This is a genomic window from Klebsiella sp. CN_Kp066, from assembly GCF_040065135.1.
Classification (GTDB): domain Bacteria; phylum Pseudomonadota; class Gammaproteobacteria; order Enterobacterales; family Enterobacteriaceae; genus Klebsiella; species Klebsiella oxytoca.
Window position 1 is genome coordinate 83,592 of the sequence record NZ_JBEAIU010000057.1, and the last position, 19,144, is coordinate 102,735.

The 19,144-nt window shown below is 56.0% G+C and carries 18 protein-coding genes; 7 read left to right on the forward strand and 11 right to left on the reverse strand.

Translation table 11 applies throughout. The annotated features are described in order from the left end of the window. The first annotated feature begins 141 nt into the window (after positions 1-141). Complete coding sequence (yhhY, locus tag ABLV75_RS25370) at positions 142-633, forward strand: N-acetyltransferase (protein WP_004106504.1); 492 nt, start codon at positions 142-144, stop codon at positions 631-633. A gap of 49 nt (positions 634-682) precedes the next feature. Here the strand turns inward: yhhY and ggt are convergent, their stop codons facing one another. Beyond that, on the reverse strand, positions 683-2,425 hold the full coding sequence (gene ggt / locus ABLV75_RS25375) for a gamma-glutamyltransferase (RefSeq protein WP_348855210.1): 1,743 nt from the start codon (positions 2,423-2,425) through the stop codon (positions 683-685). 232 nt (positions 2,426-2,657) lie between these two features. On the opposite strand from ggt, the gene ABLV75_RS25380 reads away from it, so the two are divergent. Continuing rightward, on the forward strand, positions 2,658-2,978 hold the full coding sequence (locus ABLV75_RS25380; protein ID WP_004106506.1) for a DUF2756 family protein: 321 nt from the start codon (positions 2,658-2,660) through the stop codon (positions 2,976-2,978). Between the two features lie 16 nt (positions 2,979-2,994). Here the strand turns inward: ABLV75_RS25380 and ugpQ are convergent, their stop codons facing one another. From ugpQ to ugpB, 5 genes are all read right to left on the reverse strand, one after another. Continuing rightward, the gene (ugpQ, locus tag ABLV75_RS25385; RefSeq protein ID WP_004106507.1) at positions 2,995-3,735 is read right to left on the reverse strand and encodes a glycerophosphodiester phosphodiesterase; all 741 of its coding nucleotides are present in this window, start codon (positions 3,733-3,735) and stop codon (positions 2,995-2,997) included. After that, positions 3,732-4,802, reverse strand: a complete 1,071-nt coding sequence (locus ABLV75_RS25390; RefSeq protein WP_004106508.1) for a sn-glycerol-3-phosphate import ATP-binding protein UgpC — start codon at positions 4,800-4,802, stop codon at positions 3,732-3,734. The genes ugpQ and ABLV75_RS25390 overlap by 4 nt, the downstream gene beginning before the upstream one ends. 1 nt (position 4,803) lies before the next feature. Next, entirely contained in the window at positions 4,804-5,649 is an 846-nt protein-coding gene (gene ugpE, locus ABLV75_RS25395) for a sn-glycerol-3-phosphate ABC transporter permease UgpE (protein WP_004106510.1), read from the reverse strand. Next, on the reverse strand, positions 5,646-6,533 hold the full coding sequence (gene ugpA / locus ABLV75_RS25400; protein ID WP_004106512.1) for a sn-glycerol-3-phosphate ABC transporter permease UgpA: 888 nt from the start codon (positions 6,531-6,533) through the stop codon (positions 5,646-5,648). The genes ugpE and ugpA overlap by 4 nt, the downstream gene beginning before the upstream one ends. Positions 6,534-6,656: 123 nt before the next feature. Further along, complete coding sequence (gene ugpB, locus ABLV75_RS25405) at positions 6,657-7,973, reverse strand: sn-glycerol-3-phosphate ABC transporter substrate-binding protein UgpB (RefSeq protein ID WP_004106515.1); 1,317 nt, start codon at positions 7,971-7,973, stop codon at positions 6,657-6,659. 270 nt (positions 7,974-8,243) lie between these two features. Between ugpB and ABLV75_RS25410 the strand changes: the two genes are divergently transcribed. The 4 genes from ABLV75_RS25410 (at position 8,244) to ABLV75_RS25425 (ending at position 12,998) form a co-directional block, all read left to right on the forward strand. Continuing rightward, on the forward strand, positions 8,244-9,011 hold the full coding sequence (locus ABLV75_RS25410; RefSeq protein ID WP_004106526.1) for an IclR family transcriptional regulator: 768 nt from the start codon (positions 8,244-8,246) through the stop codon (positions 9,009-9,011). A 228-nt stretch (positions 9,012-9,239) separates the two neighbouring features. Next, complete coding sequence (locus ABLV75_RS25415) at positions 9,240-10,139, forward strand: dihydrodipicolinate synthase family protein (RefSeq protein WP_004106528.1); 900 nt, start codon at positions 9,240-9,242, stop codon at positions 10,137-10,139. 18 nt (positions 10,140-10,157) lie between these two features. Continuing rightward, positions 10,158-11,468 carry an MFS transporter gene (locus ABLV75_RS25420; protein ID WP_004106530.1) on the forward strand — a complete coding sequence of 437 codons (1,311 nt, stop codon included), beginning with the start codon at positions 10,158-10,160 and terminating at the stop codon, positions 11,466-11,468. A gap of 33 nt (positions 11,469-11,501) precedes the next feature. Next, positions 11,502-12,998, forward strand: a complete 1,497-nt coding sequence (locus ABLV75_RS25425) for an altronate dehydratase family protein (RefSeq protein ID WP_348855211.1) — start codon at positions 11,502-11,504, stop codon at positions 12,996-12,998. Between the two features lie 44 nt (positions 12,999-13,042). Here ABLV75_RS25425 and livF read toward each other — a convergent pair whose 3' ends face one another. Genes livF through livK form a run of 5 tightly spaced genes read right to left on the reverse strand, consistent with a single transcriptional unit; the run spans position 13,043 to position 17,908 of the window. Next, positions 13,043-13,756 (reverse strand): high-affinity branched-chain amino acid ABC transporter ATP-binding protein LivF, encoded by a 714-nt coding sequence (gene livF, locus ABLV75_RS25430; protein WP_004126158.1) that lies wholly within the window; start codon positions 13,754-13,756, stop codon positions 13,043-13,045. A gap of 17 nt (positions 13,757-13,773) precedes the next feature. Next, positions 13,774-14,541, reverse strand: a complete 768-nt coding sequence (gene livG / locus ABLV75_RS25435; RefSeq protein ID WP_004106537.1) for a high-affinity branched-chain amino acid ABC transporter ATP-binding protein LivG — start codon at positions 14,539-14,541, stop codon at positions 13,774-13,776. Further along, positions 14,538-15,815, reverse strand: coding sequence for a branched chain amino acid ABC transporter permease LivM (livM, locus tag ABLV75_RS25440; protein WP_004106539.1), 1,278 nt, complete (start codon positions 15,813-15,815; stop codon positions 14,538-14,540). Before livM ends, livG begins: the two co-directional genes overlap by 4 nt. Continuing rightward, positions 15,812-16,738: a high-affinity branched-chain amino acid ABC transporter permease LivH gene (gene livH, locus ABLV75_RS25445; RefSeq protein ID WP_004106541.1), complete on the reverse strand. Its 927-nt coding sequence runs from the start codon at positions 16,736-16,738 to the stop codon at positions 15,812-15,814. The genes livM and livH overlap by 4 nt, the downstream gene beginning before the upstream one ends. Before the next feature lie 60 nt (positions 16,739-16,798). Further along, complete coding sequence (gene livK, locus ABLV75_RS25450; protein ID WP_004106543.1) at positions 16,799-17,908, reverse strand: high-affinity branched-chain amino acid ABC transporter substrate-binding protein LivK; 1,110 nt, start codon at positions 17,906-17,908, stop codon at positions 16,799-16,801. Positions 17,909-18,329: 421 nt separating this feature from the next. On the opposite strand from livK, the gene panM reads away from it, so the two are divergent. Next, the gene (gene panM, locus ABLV75_RS25455) at positions 18,330-18,716 is read left to right on the forward strand and encodes an aspartate 1-decarboxylase autocleavage activator PanM (protein ID WP_004116081.1); all 387 of its coding nucleotides are present in this window, start codon (positions 18,330-18,332) and stop codon (positions 18,714-18,716) included. The last annotated feature ends 428 nt before the right edge of the window (positions 18,717-19,144 follow it).

Genomic DNA, 19,144 nt, shown 5'->3' on the forward strand with positions numbered 1-19,144 from the left:
AAGGGTCTCCCTGAACGCAAAGCAATAATAATCATTCTCATTCGCACTTGTCCACCTCTTTTTGCAAAAAATAGTCGTTGATCCCTCTTTTAAAGTCAGTGATGTTTAGAAGGACGATTAACCCATCAAGGAAAATGAAGAATGAGCGACATAGTGATACGCCATGCCGAAGCCAAAGATTACGACGCAATCCGTCAGATCCATGCTCAGCCGGAGGTATATCGCAATACGCTACAGGTTCCTCATCCTTCCAGCCATATGTGGCACGAGCGACTAACCGACCGACCGGGCGTCAAACAGCTGGTCGCCAGCATAGATGACCAGGTCGTGGGACACCTCGCCATTGAGGTTATCCAGCGCCCGCGCCGGAGCCACGTCGCCGATTTCGGCATTTGCGTGGATTCACGATGGCACAATCGCGGCGTTGCCAGTGAGCTGATTCGCACCATGATCGACATGTGCGACAACTGGCTCCGCGTTGACCGTATTGAGTTGACGGTGTTTGTGGATAACGCTCCCGCGGTTGCGGTATATCAGAAATTAGGCTTTGAAATTGAAGGGACGGGGAGAAAGTATGCCCTGCGCAACGGCGAATATGTCGATGCCTACTTTATGGCGCGGCTGAAGGGGTGAAGCTCAACTAACCCTCTCCCGGCAGGGAGAGGGTTAGTTGAGGGTAAACCTAATACCCTGCGGTTAAATCATCCGGCGAACGCGGATCGGATGCGCCATACAGCGTGCCATCCGGGCCAACCATAATACTCTGGGTGCTGCCCATCGCCTCTTTCACCGCCACTTTCTGCCCTTTGCTCTCCAGCAGCTTCAGCGTATCCGGGCTAAACCCCTTCTCTACCCGCAGTTCGTCCGGCAGCCATTGATGGTGGAAGCGCGGGGCGTTGGTGGCTTCCGCGACGTTCATCCCAAAGTCGATGGTGTTCACCACCATCTGCAGTACCGTGGTGATGATGCGGCTGCCGCCCGGGCTACCGGTCACCAGCCAGGTTTTGCCATCTTTCACCACAATCGTTGGCGACATCGATGACAGCGGACGTTTTTTCGCCTCGACGGCGTTAGCGTCGCCGCCCACCAGCCCGTAGACGTTCGGCACGCCGGGTTTAGCTGAGAAATCATCCATCTGATTGTTCAGCAGAATGCCTGAGTTCCCCGCCACGATGCCGGTGCCAAAGGTGGTGTTCAGCGTATAGGTCACCGCAACGGCGTTACCGTCCTTATCCACCACCGAGAAATGGGTAGTCTGGTTGCTTTCATAGGGGGCCAGCTTACCGGGGCGAATCTGGCTCGACGGCTTCGCCTTATTGACATCAATCTGCCCGGCAATCGATTTAGCGTAGGCTTTGCTGGTCAGCGCCTGCCACGGCACCTTGACGAAGTCCGGATCGCCAAGGTATTCCGAACGGTCGGCATAGGCGTGCTTTTCAGCTTCGGCCATCACCTGCATGGCGTCGGCGCTGCCGAAGCCGTACTTATGCATATCGAAGTTTTCGAGGATACTCAGGATCTGCACGATATGAATGCCCCCGGACGATGGGGGCGGCATGGAGAACACCTGATAGCCGCGATACTCGCCGCTCACCGGCGTACGTTCAACCGCGTTGTAATTCGCCAGATCCGCTTTGGTGATTAGTCCGCCGTTATTCTTCATCTCCGCGGCAATCTGGTCGGCGATCGCCCCTTTATAGAAGGCATCTGGCCCCAGCTCGGCAATCAGCTCCAGGCTTTTCCCCAGCTGTTTTTGCACCAGCTTATCGCCCTTTTTCAGCGGCTCGCCGTTTTTCCAGAAGATAGCCCGGCTGTTGGCATGGTCGGGGATCACTTCGCTGCCGTAGGTTTTCAGATCGTCGGCCAGCGCATCGTTGACCGTGAAGCCCTCTTCCGCCAGCTTAATGGCCGGACGGATCACTTTGTTGAGCGGCATCGTGCCGTATTTCTCCAGCGCGAGGGAGAAGCCGGCCACGGTTCCCGGGATGCCGGAAGCCAGATGGGAGGTCAGCGATTTCTTACTGTCCGGATTGCCCTGATCGTCGAGAAACATATCGCGGGTGGCTTGTTCAGGGGCCATCTCGCGGAAGTCGATTGCCGTGGTATTACCGTCTTTGGTTCGCAGCATCATAAACCCGCCGCCGCCGATATTACCGGCCTGCGGATGGGTGACCGCCAGCGCGTAGCCCACCGCCACGGCAGCATCCACCGCATTGCCGCCCTGACGTAAAATATCCACGCCAACCTTCGTTGCCAGCGCATCCACCGAGGCGACCATCCCCTGCTGAGCGCGAACCGGATGAAAAACATCTTCCTCTACACCATACGAGACCGGAGGCGGGGCGGGATCTGCCGCGACGGTAAAACTGCCGCCCGCCAGCAGCGCAGCGATGACCACCTGACGCCAGAGCGTTGTTCTTCTCATTGTCATACTCCTGAATTGTGTTTTATCCCCGTCGATACCCGTTATACTTCAGGCCGCACTTACGCTGTCCGCGCTCGTCACCCGCATCGCTTACCTGAGTAGGCTCATCGGGAGCCACCTTCTTGCGACTCGAATTATTTAGGGTATAAGCCTGGCTGATAAGTCCTAAAAGATCATTGTTACGCCGGAAACGGAGTAGACTTAAGCGATCCCACGAAGTGAGGAGAGAACAATGAAAGCAATGTTATATCTGGCGGCGCTGGTCCCGCTGAGCGTCATGGCGCAGCCGATCAATATCGACAATAACCCCAATCAGCCGGGGTACGTGGTGCCCAGCCAGCAGCGGATGCAAAATCAGATGCAGACCCAGCAAATGCAGCAGCAAAACAATCTGAAGCAGGGTATTCAGAGCCAGTCGCGCACGCAGCAGCAGCATCTTCAGACGCAGTTGAATAACGATCGGCAGCGGGTACAGCAGAATAACAACCTGAACCGGCAGCAGCCTCTACCCAACAACAACGGTGGGATGCTGCAGCGCCAGACGACCCCGTAAGGCCGCCTGCCGCCTGTTATGCCGAAAAGCGTGGGCCGATGAGATCAATCGCATCGGTGCAGATACAGTCAACGCCCCAACGCAGCAGTTCGGCGGCACGCTGCGGTTTATTAACGGTATAGACGAGAATATGCAGGCCCGCAGCCTTCAGGTTTGCCACTCGCGCTTCATCCAGCAGCTTGTGGTTGAGATGAATAGAGACGCAGCCAAGACGCGCGGTGAGTTCGCGCCAGTCGTTGCGCCACTCATCCAGCAGTAGCCCACGCGGTAGTTCGGGCGCCGCTTCCTGCGCCGCTTCCAGCGCATCGATTTCAAACGATGAGAGCAGCGGCGGCGTCATTCCCTGCCACAGCTCACGCGCCGCCAGCGCCACCGCTTTACCGGTCACCAGGCCGGTGCCGGTGGTCGGTTTAATTTCGATATTGGCCATCATGCCGTGCTGACGGCAGCGATCGGCCACTTCGCTCAGCAGCGGCAGCGGCTCGCCTTTGAATTTGCCGCTGTACCAGCTGCCGGCATCCACTTTTAGCAGATCGTTCCACGCCAGCTCGCCCGCCACGCCCCAGCCGTTGCTGGTGCGTTCAAGATTGTCATCGTGCAGTAAAAAAATGTGCCCGTCTTTCGATAACTTAGCGTCAAATTCAATCATCGTATGGCCATAACGAGCGCCGGTATCGATGGCCGCCAGGGTGTTTTCCGGGGCCAGTTTACCGCCGCCGCGGTGGGCGACGATATGGGGATAAGGCCAGTGACTCATGCGCGTTGTCCTGTTTCACTATCAAAAAGGTGCAGACTTTCCTGCGGCAGATGCAGCCACAGAGTGCTGCCCGCCTGCGGACGCTGCTGGTGCGGCAGCCGGACCACCAGCTTTTGCGCGCCCCAGCGCCCGTGAGCAAGGTTATCGGCGCCTAAAATTTCCAGCGTATCCATCACCAGCGGTACGCCCCCTTCCGTCCGGGAGCTTAAAGCAAAATGTTCCGGACGGATACCCAGCGTCATCTTACGCCCGGCATAGCGGCGATGCTCGCCGTTAATGGGTAAAAGCATCCCGCTCTCAAGCTCAAAGCGGCTTCCGTCGTCGCTGACCCGACCGTCCAGCAGGTTCATTGCCGGGCTGCCGATAAAGCTCGCCACAAAGCGGCTGGCCGGTTTTTCATAGACTTCGACCGGCGTACCAATCTGCTCGGTAATACCTTTATTCATCACCATTACCCGCTGCGCGAGGGTCATCGCCTCTACCTGATCGTGAGTCACGTACAGCGAGGTGGTTTTCAGCCGTCGGTGCAGCTGCTGCAGCTCAAGACGCATCTGCACGCGCAGTTTAGCATCGAGGTTGGAGAGCGGCTCATCAAACAGGAATACCGCCGGATCGCGTACGATAGCCCGTCCCATCGCCACGCGTTGGCGCTGGCCGCCGGAGAGTTCGCGCGGGCGGCGCTTCAGCAGGCCGTCCAGCTCCAGAATGCGCGCAGCCTCCCGCACGCGTTCAGCAATTAATCCCTTACCTAAACCGCGAATTTTCAGGCCCCACGCCATATTCTCTTCCACGCTCATATGCGGATAGAGGGCGTAGTTCTGGAACACCATCGCGATGCCGCGATCTTTCGGTTCCATTTCGGTAACACGCTTGCGGTCAATCCAGATATCGCCGCTGGTAACCCGCTCCAGACCCGCCACCATACGCAGCAGGGTTGATTTTCCGCAGCCCGAAGGGCCCACCATCACAATAAATTCGCCGTCCGCAACGTCCAGCGTCAGCGGTTGGATCACCTGGGTTTTGCCATCCCAGCTTTTGGTTACTGCCTGTAGCTTCAGTCCTGCCATTTTATTTCTCACTATCCACTAAACCACGCACAAACGCGCGCTGCATGGCTAAAACGATGACTACCGGAGGAATCAATGTGAGCAGCATCGCCGCCATCACCTGATTCCACTGCGTGGTGCCCTGGCCGATGGCGATCATCCCTTTGATGCCCGCGACCGCGGTGCCGAGATTCACGTCGGTAATAATCAGCAGCGGCCACAAATACTGGTTCCAGCCGTAAATAAAGGTGATGACGAACAGCGCCGCCAGGTTGGTTTTCGACAGCGGCAGGACGATGTCGCGGAAAAAGCGCATCGGCGATGCGCCGTCGATACGTGCGGCCTCGATAAGCTCGTCCGGCAGGGTCATAAAGAACTGGCGAAACAGGAAGGTCGCGGTCGCCGAGGCCATCAGCGGCAGCGTGAGTCCGGCATAGCTGTCGAGCATTTTCAGGTTGGCGATCACTTCCACCGTCGGGAAAATACGCACCTCAACCGGCAGCATCAGCGTGATGAAGATCATCCAGAAGAACAGGTTGCGCAGCGGAAAACGAAACCAGACGATGGCGAAAGCGGAGAGCATCGAGACCGTAATTTTGCCCACCGTGATGCCGAAGGCCATGATGAAGCTGTTGAGCATCATCAGCCAGAACGGCGCGCTGTTGGCCCCGACGCCATTCACCCAGATGAGTTTCATGTTTTCGAGAAGATGCCCGCCGGGTATCAGCGTCATCGGCGTGTCAAAGACCGCTTTACTGTCCAGCGTCGCCGCAACAAAGGCGACATACAGCGGGAACAGAATGACCGCGATCCCTAAAATCAGCATCGTGTGGCTGAAAATCGTCAGCCCGCGACGGTTTTCAATCATTGGTAGCGCACCTTTTTCTCAACGTAACGGAATTGCACCACCGTCAGAATAATGACGAGGAACATCAGCACCACCGACTGGGCGGCGGAAGCGGACAGGTCGAGCCCCGCGAAACCTTCACGGTAGATCTTATAAATCAGCGTCGTCGTCGCCTGCACCGGCCCGCCGCCGGTTGCGGCATCGATAACCGGAAAGGTATCAAAGAAGGCGTACACCAGATTCACTACCAGCAGGAAGAAACTCACCGGGGCGATCAGCGGTAGCGCCAGCCTGAAGAAGCGGCGAACCGGCCCGGCGCCGTCAATCGCGGCGGCTTCAACCAGCGAGCGGGGAATCGATTGCAGCGCAGCAAAGAAGAACAGGAAGTTGTAACTAATCTGCTTCCAGACCGAGGCGAAAACCACGAGGAACATCGCCTGACCGCTATTCTGTGCGTGGTTCCAGTCATAGCCCATTTCGCCGAGAAGATGGGTAATCAGCCCGCGTCCAGGGTTGAATAAGAAGATCCACAGCACCGCCGCCACCGCGGGCGCAACGGCATAGGGCAGGAGCATCAGCGTTTGATAGAAGCGGCTGCCGCGCACCACATAATCGACCAGTGCGGCGAAAAACAGCGAGATCAGCAGACCGCTGACGGTAACCATCGTACTGAACTTAATGGTGGTCCAGAAGGAGTCCAGGTAATACGGATCGTGGAACAGGGCTAAAAAGTTGTCCAGGCCGACAAACTGGCTGGAGAGCCCAAAAGGATCGACGCTCTGCAGCGAATACCACAGCGCTTCGCCAGCGGGCCAGATAAAGAATACGACGGTGATAACCAGCTGCGGCGCGACCAGCACATAGGGCAGCCAGCGGGATTTAAACACCGGACGGGATGATGACATAGTTAAACTCTGCGTTGTTTTCCCCTCACCCCGGCCCTCTCCCAAAAGGCAAGGAAGAGGAGTGCGCCGAACGGTCCCTCTCCGCTTTCGGGAGAGGGTGAGGATGAGGGACGGGCTAAAAGATTACGACTTCGTTGACTGTTCGAAACGGCGCAGCAGCTGATTACCGCGCTCAACCGCGGCGTCAAGCGCCTGCTGGGGCGTTTTCTTACCGGTCCACACGCTTTCCAGCTCTTCATCCACGATGGTGCGGATCTGCGGCATATTGCCCAGACGCAGCCCTTTGGTGAACGGCAGCGGCGGCTTATTCAGCATCTGACGCGTCGCAATATCCGCACCCGGATTCTTATCATAGAAACCCTGCTCGCGGGTCAGGTTATAAGCAGCGGTGGTAATCGGCAGATAGCCAGTTTTCTGGTGCCATTCGGCCGCGTTTTCCGGTTTAGTCAGGAAATCGAGAAATCTGGCGACCCCGGTATAGGTTTCTTTGTCTTTCCCCTGCATCACCCACAGGCTGGCCCCGCCGATAATGGCGTTTTGCGGCGCGCCTTTCACGTCGGCGTCGTACGGCATCATCCCTACGCCATAGTTGAACTTCGCGTACTGACGAATATCCGCCAGCGAGCCGGAGGAGGCGGTGGTAATGGCGCAGTCGCCGTTATAGAACTTCTCGGTGGATTCGTCTTTACGCCCGAAGTAGCTGAAGTCGCCTTTCTTGTTCAGTTCTTCGAGCAGGGCGATATGCTTGACCTGCTCCGGCTTGTTGAACTCCAGCACCGCGTCGGTACCGTCGAAGCCGTTGTTTTTGGTGGCCACCGGCAGGCCGTGCCAGGCGCTGAAGTTTTCAATCTGGATCCAGCCCTGCCAGCCGCTGGCGTAGCCGCATTTCATCCCGGCAGCCTTCAGCTTCGCGGTATACGCCGCCAGATCCTGCCAGGTTTTCGGCGGCTGTTCCGGATCTAACCCGGCTTTTTTAAAGGCGTCTTTGTTGTAGTACAACACCGGCGTGGAGCTGTTAAACGGTTGAGAGAGCAGGTGTCCGGTTTTCGAATCAGTGTAATAACCGGAAACGGTGGGAACGAACTGCGTTTCGTCAAACTGAATGCCCGCATCGCTGAACACCTGATAAACCGGCTTAATCGCCTTTGAGGCCATCATCGTCGCGGTGCCGACTTCATAAACCTGTAATAGCGCCGGCGCGTTGCCGGTACGGAAGGCGGCGATGCCTGCGCTCAGGCTCTGCTCATAGTTGCCTTTATACACCGGGACAATTTTATAGTCCGGGTTGGCTGCATTGAAACGTTGCGCCAGTGAATCAACTTCTTTCCCCAACTCCCCTTCCATCGAGTGCCAGAATGGGATAGTGGTTACCGCCAGGGCTTGTCCGGCAAATGCCAGGCTGAGCGCCAGTCCTAAAGCTGTATGTCGTAACGATATCATCGGTTATCTCTCTTGTTGTTCCGGATGCGCGATTTCACGCGTTTTATGTTCGCGGGGGTAACATGACATGCTCGAATGACAGAAAAATAACTATTGCATTACAAAAATATTACAATAAATTGGCAAAAACATGATGAAACGGTGAAAAAAAAGTGGCAGGGAAATGGCAAAGGAAAAAGAGAGGCGGCGCAGACTACAGATAAACGGGGATCTGTAGTTAAATAGAGTGCGTTAAAGAGCACTCTACGGCGAGCCGTCAAAAGGAAAAATATGAAGACGCTTCATAAACCTACCGAGCGCGTTTTGCTCATTCTGGAAACCTTAGCCAACGCGGATGGAATGACGCTTTCCGAGCTATCGCTCAAAACGGATATTTCCAAGGGAACCATTTTCCCGATCCTCAAATCACTGCAGTATCGCAAATATATCAGTCACGACGATCGCAACGGGATTTACACTCTGGGGATCTCCTGCGCGGTTCTGGCCAGCGCCACCGTCGAAAAAGAGTTCTGGCTGAAAACGATCAATAGCGAAATGCACGCGGTGGTCACTGAATGCAACGAAGTTTGCCAGCTCGGCATTCTGGATGACGCCTGGGTACTGTATGTTGATAAAGTCCAGGGCGATCAAACCGTGCAGCTGGTCTCTAAGGTAGGGACGCGCCTGCCGGCAATCTGCTCCGCCCTGGGCAAGGCGCTGCTGCATAAGCACCGCGACGAAGAGATTCTGGAGCTCTATCCGCAGGGTTTTCCTTCCGTTACCGCCCGCAGCGTAACGAATATGGCCCAGCTTCGTCAGCAGCTGGATATGGTTGCCGCCAACGGTTATGCCATGGACGATCGGGAAATCAACGACGATACCATCTGCTTCGCCGTCCCCCTGCAACAGAAAGGCATTATTCTGGCGGCGATCAGCGTCTCATTGCCCTCTTTCCGCGCCAGCGATGAAAAAACGCAGCAGGTGATTCGTGCGCTAAAAGAGGCCAAGGGTCGTATCGAAAGCGTGCTGAATAAGCTGCCTGATATTAAAAATTACTGATTTATTTGCCAACGGCGCCTTCGGAATTGTGATTACCCACACAATACCGATATTTAATGATCCACCGTGGCGCCCGACTATTCTGCATAATTCCCCATCTATTCATTGATTTAATCAATTATCCGCACGACTTTGGCGCCATTTGACTTCACGTCGATGGCGTGTTTACTTATGCTTAATCGCAAATACAAACACAGTTTGTATATACGAACAACAAAGAGGTTTAATATGCAAAGTCATTACATCACCCCGGCAATAACGGTTTTTGATGAGCAGGGCAGGCTGGATCCTGAAGGCAACTTTCGCCTGTATGATTTCATTAAAAGCAGCGTATCGGGATTTGTCGTCATGGGCAGTACCGGTGAGTTTTTCTCGCTGGATATGAAAACATCCCGTCAGGTAATTCAAATGGCGGCAGAGTTCCCGCGCGAGGGAATAAAGGCCTATGCGGGTACCAGCCGCATGGATATTGACGAGTGCGTAGAGCTGGCTAACTATGCAGATGAGTGCGGACTGGATGGCGTCATGATTATCAGCCCGTGGTACTTCCGCCTGACTGATGAAGGCATTTATACATTTTATAGCCAGATAGCTCGCCGCACCGCCGCCAAAATATTTATTTATAACTTCCCGGAACGTACCGGCTATTGCGTCTCGCCAGAGGTCTGTTTACGACTCGCCAGAGAGTTCCCAAACATTGTCGGTCTTAAAGACACCATTCCGGACACCAATCATACGTCGCAGGTGATTCGCCAGGTAAAATCTGAACTACCGTATTTTGAAGTCTACGCCGGTTATGACAATAACTTCGCGCACAATGTCCTGGCGGGGGGCGATGGATGTATCGGCGGGTTATCCAATATTTGCCCTGAAATATTCCGCGACTGGATGCAGGCATTTAACGATAACGATTTGCAGCAAATTTCGCGGTATCAGCAAAAAGTGGATGGGTTAATGGATATTTACGCGGTTAACGATCCGTTCATTCCAACATTTAAAAAAGCGCTACAGCTGCGCGGAATTATTCAGTCCGACCGCTGCACGCCACCGTTTAGCTCACTCACAACCGGCCAGACCGAAAGTATTTTGCGGATACTTTCCCGTGCTGGTATTGAAATTAATGCCTGACCCCCACGCGGAGGTATTATGAAAACCATCACAGCTTACGACAATCCGGCCCTCAATTCCGCGATTACGAAATCATGGAAGCGCCTGGTGCCACTGATGTTTATTTTGTACTTCATCGCCTTTATCGACAGGGTGAACGTGGGATTCGCTAAAGAGGCGATGCAGGTGGATATTGGGCTCTCCAATTCCGCCTTCGCCCTCGGTGCAGGGATCTTTTTCGCCGCCTATGCGCTATTTGGCATTCCCGCAAACCTGATCCTGAATAAAATTGGCGCGCAGAAATGGTTAAGCATCACCACCGCGCTGTGGGGCGTTCTCTCTGCCCTCACCGGACTGGTGCAGACGGAAACCCAGTTTATTGTTCTGCGTTTTTTACTGGGATTAGGCGAAGCCGGTTTTTATCCCGGTATTCTGCTGCTGGCCTCCATCTACTTTCCCAATAAAGTTCGCGCATCCGTCGTCGGTATCTTCGTACTCGGCGTACCGCTGGCGCTGACCTTAGGCTCGCCCATCTCCGGCGCGCTGCTGGAAATGCACGGTTTCCTCGGTAAACCCGGCTGGTTCTGGATGTTCTTTATTGAAGGCATTCCGGCGGTCATCATGGGGATCTTCGCCTGGTTCTGGCTCGACGATACGCCAGCCAAAGCGCGCTTCCTGAACGAAGAAGAGAAAAAGGCGCTGATTGCCCAGCTACAGCAGGAGCAGCGACAGACGGAAACCAGCAGCGTTGGTACCGCGCTGAAAAGCCTTAAAGTCTGGCACCTGGCGCTGATCTACGGCACCATCCAGATCAGCGTGTACGGACTGATGTTCTTCCTGCCTTCGCAAGTCGCCTCGCTAATGGGTTCCACGCTCGGCTTTAAAGAGTCGCTGGTCGCCGCCATTCCGTGGGCCTGCTCCGCCGTCGGCGTCTATTACATTCCGCGTCTGGCGGACAAAATGCCGGCTCGCCGGGTACTGATTTCGGTCATCTGCATGCTGGCTGCGGCGCTGGGGCTGTTTGTTTCTGCCTGGTCCGGCCCGGTGCTCGCCATTGCCGCGCTCTCGCTGTCGGCCATCGGCTTTCTCTCCGTGCAACCCATTTTCTGGACTTTCCCGGCGCAGATTGTGTCAGGCTCGGCGCTGGCCGCCAGTATCGGCTTTTGCACCACCATGGGCGCGTTTTGTAGCTTCCTGGCGCCGCTCATTCGCGTTGAGGTCGATACCTTCTTCGGCAATGATTCGGCGGGCCTGGTCGCACTGTCGCTGATTACCGTCTGCTGTGCGCTGCTGATTGCCGCTCTTGCCAGCAGAAAAGCGACAAACGGCGTTGCGGTTACCCATCACTAAGTCCTGATGCGCTTATAACAAAGGATAAATAACATGCAGACCATCTTAAAGATTGACCCTACTGATAACTTAATCGTTGCGCTGCAGGACTTACGCAAAGAACAGCGGGTTCACTGGAACGATGAGGCCTACGTTCTGCGTAGCGATGTCAAAGCCAAACATAAATTTGCCACCGAGGATATTGCGCCCGGCGATATCGTTTCGCTGTACGGCGTACCGGTCGGTAAAGCGACGCGCCCCATCACCCGGGGCGAAGCCATCACAACGGAGAATATCAAACACTACGCGGCCCCGGTTACGCTTGACGATGTCGCCCCCTATGACTGGCAGCAGCCGGATATTTCCGCCTGGCAGCAGCGGACGTTTAAGGGAATCGTGCGTGAAGATGGCCGGGTCGCCACCGCAAACTACTGGCTGGTCATTCCGCTGGTATTCTGTGAAAACCGCAACGTTCAGCGCGTCACCGATGCGCTAAACGACGCCCTTGGCTACGCCAATAACGGCCTGAAAAATTTTGCTCGCCAGGTGACATCGGCAGGGGCTTTAAACGATACCCGACATCTGCCCTTTCCGCATCTTGACGGTATTCGCTGTATTACCGTTAATTCCGGCTGCGGCGGCGCCACCTCGGACAGCATGACGATGTGCGACGTGCTGGCCGCCTATTCCGATCATCCTAACGTTCTTGGCGTGACGGTCTTCGCCCTCGGCTGTGAAAAAGCGCGAATTGTTGATTTCAACGCCGCGCTGGCGAAGCGCAACCCGAACTTCAGCAAACCGATTATTTACTTCAGGCAGCAGGACTGGAGTAGCGAAGAGAAAATGATGCAGGATGCGTTAACCGAAACTTATAACGCGATCCGCGAAGCCCCCGTCGCCGAGCGGCAGGACGTCCCGCTCTCCCACCTCAAAATCGGCGTGAAGTGCGGCGCTTCTGACGGGTTCTCGGGGATCAGCGCAAACCCGGCGATGGGCGAAGTGTCAGATCGTCTCGTCGCCCTCGGCGGCGCATCGGGGCTGGCGGAATTCCCCGAGCTGTGCGGCGCGGAAGGGGATATCGTTCAGCGCTGCGCGACCCGGGAGCTGAAAGAGAAGTTTTTGTCGCTGATGAAAAACTATGAGCATGTCGCGAACTTCTTCGGCACCACCATCGCCGATAACCCCAGCCCGGGAAACATTGCCGATGGGCTGATCACTGACGCGATAAAATCCGCCGGCGCGGCGAAAAAAGGCGGCAGAGCGCCGGTTAGCACGGTATGCGACTATGCCGAACCGATGGGAGAAAGCGGCCTTTCGCTGGTCTGCACGCCGGGCAACGATGTGGACGCGGTAACGGGCCTGGTCGCGGCGGAGATGCCGGATATTATCGATTATGACTGCGGGCCGATTATCGAAGGCACGCCGCTGGCGGACATCGCCGACGGCCTGTTTGAGAAAATCATCGCTACCGCCAGCGGAACCTGGCGCACCAAAGCGGATGCGCTCGAACAGTATGATTTTATGCTGTGGAAACGCTCTCTGGAGCTGTAGGAGTCAAGTAAAACGCCCGGCAGATGCCGGGCGTTTTGTCTTCACTACCCGCCCAGATAGGCGCTGCGTACCGCTTCATTCGCCAGCAGCGCGTCGCCGGTATCCTCCAGCACCACGTGACCGTTTTCCAGCACGTAGCCGCGGTCGGCCAGCTTCAGCGCCTGGTTGGCGTTCTGCTCGACGAGGAAGATAGTCATCCCCTGCTCGCGCAGCTGTTCGATGGTATCGAAGATTTGCTGAATGATAATCGGCGCCAGGCCGAGCGAAGGCTCATCCAGCAGCAGCAGGCGCGGCTGGCTCATCAGCGCGCGCCCGATGGCCAGCATCTGCTGCTCGCCGCCGGACATGGTGCCCGCCCGCTGAACCCGGCGCTCATGCAGGCGCGGAAACAGCTCATACACCCATTTAATACGGGTCTGAAACTGGTCGCGATCGGCAAAAAAACCGCCCATCGCCAGGTTCTCTTCCACCGTCATCCGCGAGAAGACCCGGCGCCCTTCCGGCACGATCGCCACCGCTTCGCGCATGATTTTCGCCGTCTGCCAGTCGGTAATATCTTTACCGTCGAAAACCACGCGGCCGCTGGAGGCGCGCGGGTCACCGCACAGGGTACCCAGCAGCGTGGTTTTCCCCGCACCGTTGGCACCAATCAGGGTGACAATTTCTCCCTGATTGATATGCAGACTGACGTTGTGCAGCGCCTGGATTTTGCCGTAATGCGCGCTGACGTTGTCAAAAGATAACATCACTTTTTCCATCTTATGCGTCACCACCATTATGCTTCACCTAAATAGGCGCGGATCACGTCCGGGTTGTTGCGGATCGCTTCCGGCGTACCGTTGGCCAGCGGCGTGCCCTGGTTTACCACGTAAATACGGTCGGAAATGCCCATCACCAGCTTCATATCGTGCTCAATCAGCAGGATGGTGGTGTTGTGATGGCTGCGCAGCTCGACGATCAACTCATCCAGCTCTTTGGTCTCTTTCGGGTTTAGCCCCGCGGCGGGCTCATCCAGCATCAGGATTTCCGGCTGGGTCACCATGCAGCGGGCGATCTCCAGACGGCGCTGGTCGCCGTAGGCCAGGTTACTGGCCTGGCGGTTGGCGTGTTCGAGCAGGCCAATACGCTCAAGCCAGGTCGCGGCGCGATCGAGCGCTTCGCTCTGGGCGCGGCGGAAGGATGGCGTCTTCAGCAGGCCGGAGAAAACCCCGGTTTTCAGCTGCTGATGCTGTGCCACCAGCAGGTTTTCAATCACCGTCATTTCGCGGAACAGACGCACGTGCTGGAACGTTCGCACTACGCCCATGCGGGCAATCTGCTGGCCCGGCAGCCCTTCCAGATGCTGGTCACGCAGCATAATAGTGCCGCCAGTGGGCTTGTAGAAACCGGTCAGACAGTTAAAAACGGTGGTTTTGCCCGCGCCGTTCGGGCCGATAAGCGAGACAATTTCCCGCTCGCGCAGCTCCAGCGACACGTTGTTAACCGCCAGCAGACCGCCGAAACGCATCATCAGACCGTTTACGGATAATAATGGCTGACTCATGCCTGCTCTCCTTTTGCCTGACCGTTTTTCAGCTTCAGCTGCGGACGCGTCATCGGCAGAAGCCCCTGCGGACGCCAGATCATCATCAGTACCATCAGCGCGCCCAGCATCAGCATGCTGTACTCATTGAAATCACGCATCAGCTCGCGCGAGACCACCAGCAGAACCGCCGCCAGGATCACCGCAAACTGAGAGCCCATACCGCCGAGAACCACAATCGCCAGCACAAAGGCCGACTCGGCGAAGGTGAAGGATTCCGGGCTGACGAAGCCCTGACGGGCGGCGAACAGCGTTCCGGCAAAACCGGCAAACGCGGCGCTGATGGTAAAAGCGGTCAGCTTGATGCGCGTCGGGCTGAGGCCCAGCGAGCGACAGGCGATTTCATCTTCGCGCAGCGCTTCCCACGCGCGGCCCAGCGGCATACGCAGCAGACGGTTAATCACGAACAGACTTAACACCACCAGCAGCAGAGCGACCAGGTAGAGAAAAATGACGCGATCGGAGGGGTCGTACTTCACGCCAAAGAAGTTGCTGAACGTATCCCAGCCGCCTTCACGGGCGCTGCGGCTAAATTCAAGGCCGAAGAGCGTCGGTTTTGGGATCTGGCTAATGCCGTTCGGGCCGCCGGTTATTTCGGTGTTGTTAAGCAGCAGGATGCGCACGATTTCGCCGAAGCCGAGCGTGACAATCGCCAGATAGTCGCCGCGCAGACGCAGGACCGGGAAGCCAAGCAGGAAGCCCGCCGCCGCCGAAACCAGCCCCGCCAGCGGCAGGCAGGTCCAGAAGCCCAGGCCGTAATAGTGGTTCAGCAGCGCAAAGGTATAGGCGCCGATGGCATAAAAACCGCCGTAGCCCAGCACCAACAGGCCGGAAAGTCCTACCACCACGTTAAGACCCAGGCCGAGGATGATATAGATCATCGTCAGCGTGGCGATATCCACCGTCCCGCGCGACACCATAAACGGCCACGCCACGGCGATAACCAGCAGGGCGATCAGGAATAGCTTCTGTTTTACCGTCGAACCGTCGATAGCCGGCAGAATAAACTTCGGCCCGGAGACGTTCTTCATGGTTTTCTGAAAAATGGGACGCAGCAGCTGGAAGAAGAAAACTACTGCGGTTCCGATAAAGATCCACTGCCAGCGGATATCGGCGGCGGTATCCACCACCAGCTTCGTGCCGTCAAGCTCCAGCTGCACGCCCATAAAGACGCCCGCCAGGATAAAGAACATAACTGCCGACAGCAGCGCCATCGCAAAATGCATCGGTTTCATACTTTTTCTACCTCCGGACGGCCCAGGATGCCGGTAGGCATCACCAGCAGAACCAGGATCAGCAGCGCGAAGGAGACCACGTCTTTATATTCCGTGCTGAGATAGGCAGAAGAGAGCGCTTCGGCAATACCGAGGATCAGCCCGCCGATCATCGCGCCAGGAATGCTGCCGATGCCGCCCAGAACCGCAGCGGTGAAGGCCTTCATCCCGGCCATAAAGCCGATGTAGGGGTTGATAACGCCGTAAAACTGTCCGAGCAGAACGCCGGCAACCGCCGCCATTGCCGCGCCGATCACAAAGGTCAGCGCAATCACGCGGTCGGTGTTAATCCCGAGCAGGCTGGCCATTTTCAGATCTTCAGCGCAGGCGCGGCAGGCGCGCCCCATGCGGGAATAGCGAATAAACAGCGTCAGCGCCAGCATGGCGATAAACGTCACCACCCAGATCACCAGTTGCATGGTGGTAATGGTCGCGGAGAAGTTGTCGCTACTGCCCACCGTCCACTGGCCGTTAAACAGGCTTGGCAGCGCAACATCGCGCGAGCCTTCCGTCAGGCTGACGTAGTTTTGCAAGAAGATCGACATCCCGATGGCGGAGATCAGCGCAATCAGGCGTTTTGAGCTGCGCACCGGCCGGTAGGCCACGCGCTCGATACTCCAGCCGTAGGCGCTGGCAATCACGATAGCGCCGACGAATCCGGCAGCAACCAGCAGCCAGCTGGTATCAATACCCATCATCATCAGGGCGGCAATGATCATGAAGGAGACGTAGCTGCCAATCATATACACCTCGCCGTGGGCGAAGTTGATCATGCCGATAATGCCGTACACCATGGTATAGCCGATGGCAATCAGCGCATAGGTGCTTCCCAGCGTGACGCCGTTAAACATCTGCTGCAAAAAATAGAGAAACTGCTCGGACATAAGGTAACCTTTTTCAACCCGCCCGCTTTGCACGGGCGGTGGGATAACTTGTCTTATGGCTTATTTCGCGAGGGTGGATGACCCATCCGCGTGCCACTGGAAGACACCAAACTCAAATCCCTTCAAATCGCCTTTTTCGTCCCAATTCAGCGGCCCAATCACGGTTTTCGCGCCGTGAGCTTTCAGATCTTTGATTAAATCCAGCGGCTCCTGGCTTCCGGCCCGGTCCATCGCCTGCGCCAGTGACTGTACGGCGGCGTAGGTGATCCAGACATACGGACCGCTCGGGTCCTTCTTCTCCGCTTTGAGCGCGTCAACGATAGCGCTGTTAGCCGGGTCCTGGTCATAGCGTTTTGGCATCGTGACCAGCATGCCTTCCGCCGCATCGCCCGCGATATTGGACAGCGACGCGTTACCCACGCCTTCCGGGCCCATAAACACGGTTTTCAGCCCTACGGAACGCGCCTGGCGCAGCATCTGACCCATTTCCGGGTAGTAGCCGCCGTAGTAAACGAAGTCGATATTCTCTTTTTTCAGGCGCGCCAGCAGCGCGGAGAAGTCTTTTTCGCCAGCGGTGATGCCGTCGAAGAAGACGATATTCGCGCCGCCTTTTTTCAGGCTCTCCTGAACAGAGCGCGCTAAGCCTTCACCGTACTGCTGCTTATCATGAATGATAGCAATACGCTGCGGTTTGACGGTTTCCATGATGTATTTAGCGGCGGTCGGCCCCTGCGAGGAGTCCAGACCCGCAGTACGCATGATGTACTGATAACCGCGCTGAGTCAGCTCCGGGTTAGTCGCTCCCGGGGAGATCATCAGAATACCTTCATCTTCGTAGATATCGGATGCGGGCTGAGTGGAAGAAGAGCAGAGATGGCCGATAACATACTGAATACCGTCGTTGACGATTTTGTTCGCCACCGCAACGGCCTGTTTCGGGTCGCAGGCGTCGTCGTATTCTACGCCAACCAGCTTATCGCCCTTAATGCCGCCCTGAGCGTTAATGTCTTTAATCGCCTGGCGCGCGCCGTTAAATTCCATATCGCCCCACTGGGCTACCGGGCCAGACATCGCGCCAACAACGGCGACCTTAATATCTTTGGCAAAAGCCGCCTGGGACATCGCCAGTGCGACTAACCCCGCGATAACCGTTTTCGCGTTCCTTTTCATGCTGCAGAACCCCGTTCGTGATGTGGTGTAAATATTTTGTATTTTTATGGTTAAAAAGCATTCTGTGCTTTTATTAAACAACGCTACTTTTACCATTATCTTTAATGGTTTAGCGAGGTTTTTTGCCTGAATCCAGAGTAAATTCTCTATTTTTCAGGCGATTAAGCAAAGATAATATTCTGTATTTACGGGAAGATAAACAAAAAAAGTCCAGCAAACAGCATAAAATAACGATACATAAGGCGGAATAAAACGCTATATATCAGGTTAAAATTCTGCTTATTTTTCGATCCATGATGAATTGCTCTACCCTGTTCCTTCCAGGAAAACGAATCCCCTGATGACGAGGCAAAAAACGGCGCTCCGCCTGGCGGGGAATTTGGATACACTGACGCATCCGTTTTAACTGGACTCACCGAGCATGAAATTGACCATTATTCGTTTACAGCACTTCAGCGATCAGGATCGTATCGACTTAGGGAAAATCTGGCCGTCGCAGGATCTCGCGGCACTGGCGATAGATGAGAGCCATCGTATTTACGCCGCCCGCTTCAACGAGCGTCTGCTGGGAGCGGTACGTATTACGCTGAATGGCGTTGAGGGCGAACTCAGCGCGCTGTGCGTGCGTGAAGTGACCCGCCGTCGCGGCGTCGGGCAATATTTAGTGGAAGAAGCGCTAAAGGATAATCCAGAAATCACCAGTTGGCGGATTGCGGATGCCGGCGTGGAAGACCGCGGCGTGATGGCGGCGTTTATGCAGGCGCTGGGCTTTAGCGCGCAAACGGGCGGTTGGGTAAAAAATCAGTAAATCGGCGAAAGAAGGCTGAACATTCCCGGATTGCGGCCGAACGCCTTACCCGGGCTACCGACTAAAAAAGCAACTTACGTTGCCTTTTTGCTTTTACCTTTCTCCTCGCCTATGCGAAGAGGCAAGGATCAACTGATTTAACCCAGCATTTCGCGTTGCAGAAAGGCGTCAAGACCCGAAATCCCCGGGAGCTTACATCAGTAAGTGACCGGGGTTGAGGGGCGCAGCCAACGCCTCTGCGGCGTGAAGGGCCCCTTTCATTTAACCAAGAATTTCGCGCTGCAGAAAGGCGGCAAGCGCTGAAATCCCCGGGAGCTTACATCAGTAAGTGACCGGGGTTGAGGGGCGCAGCCAACGCCTCTGCGGCGGGAAGGGCCCCTTTCATTTAACCAAGAATTTCGCGCTGCAGAAAGGCGGCAAGCGCTGAA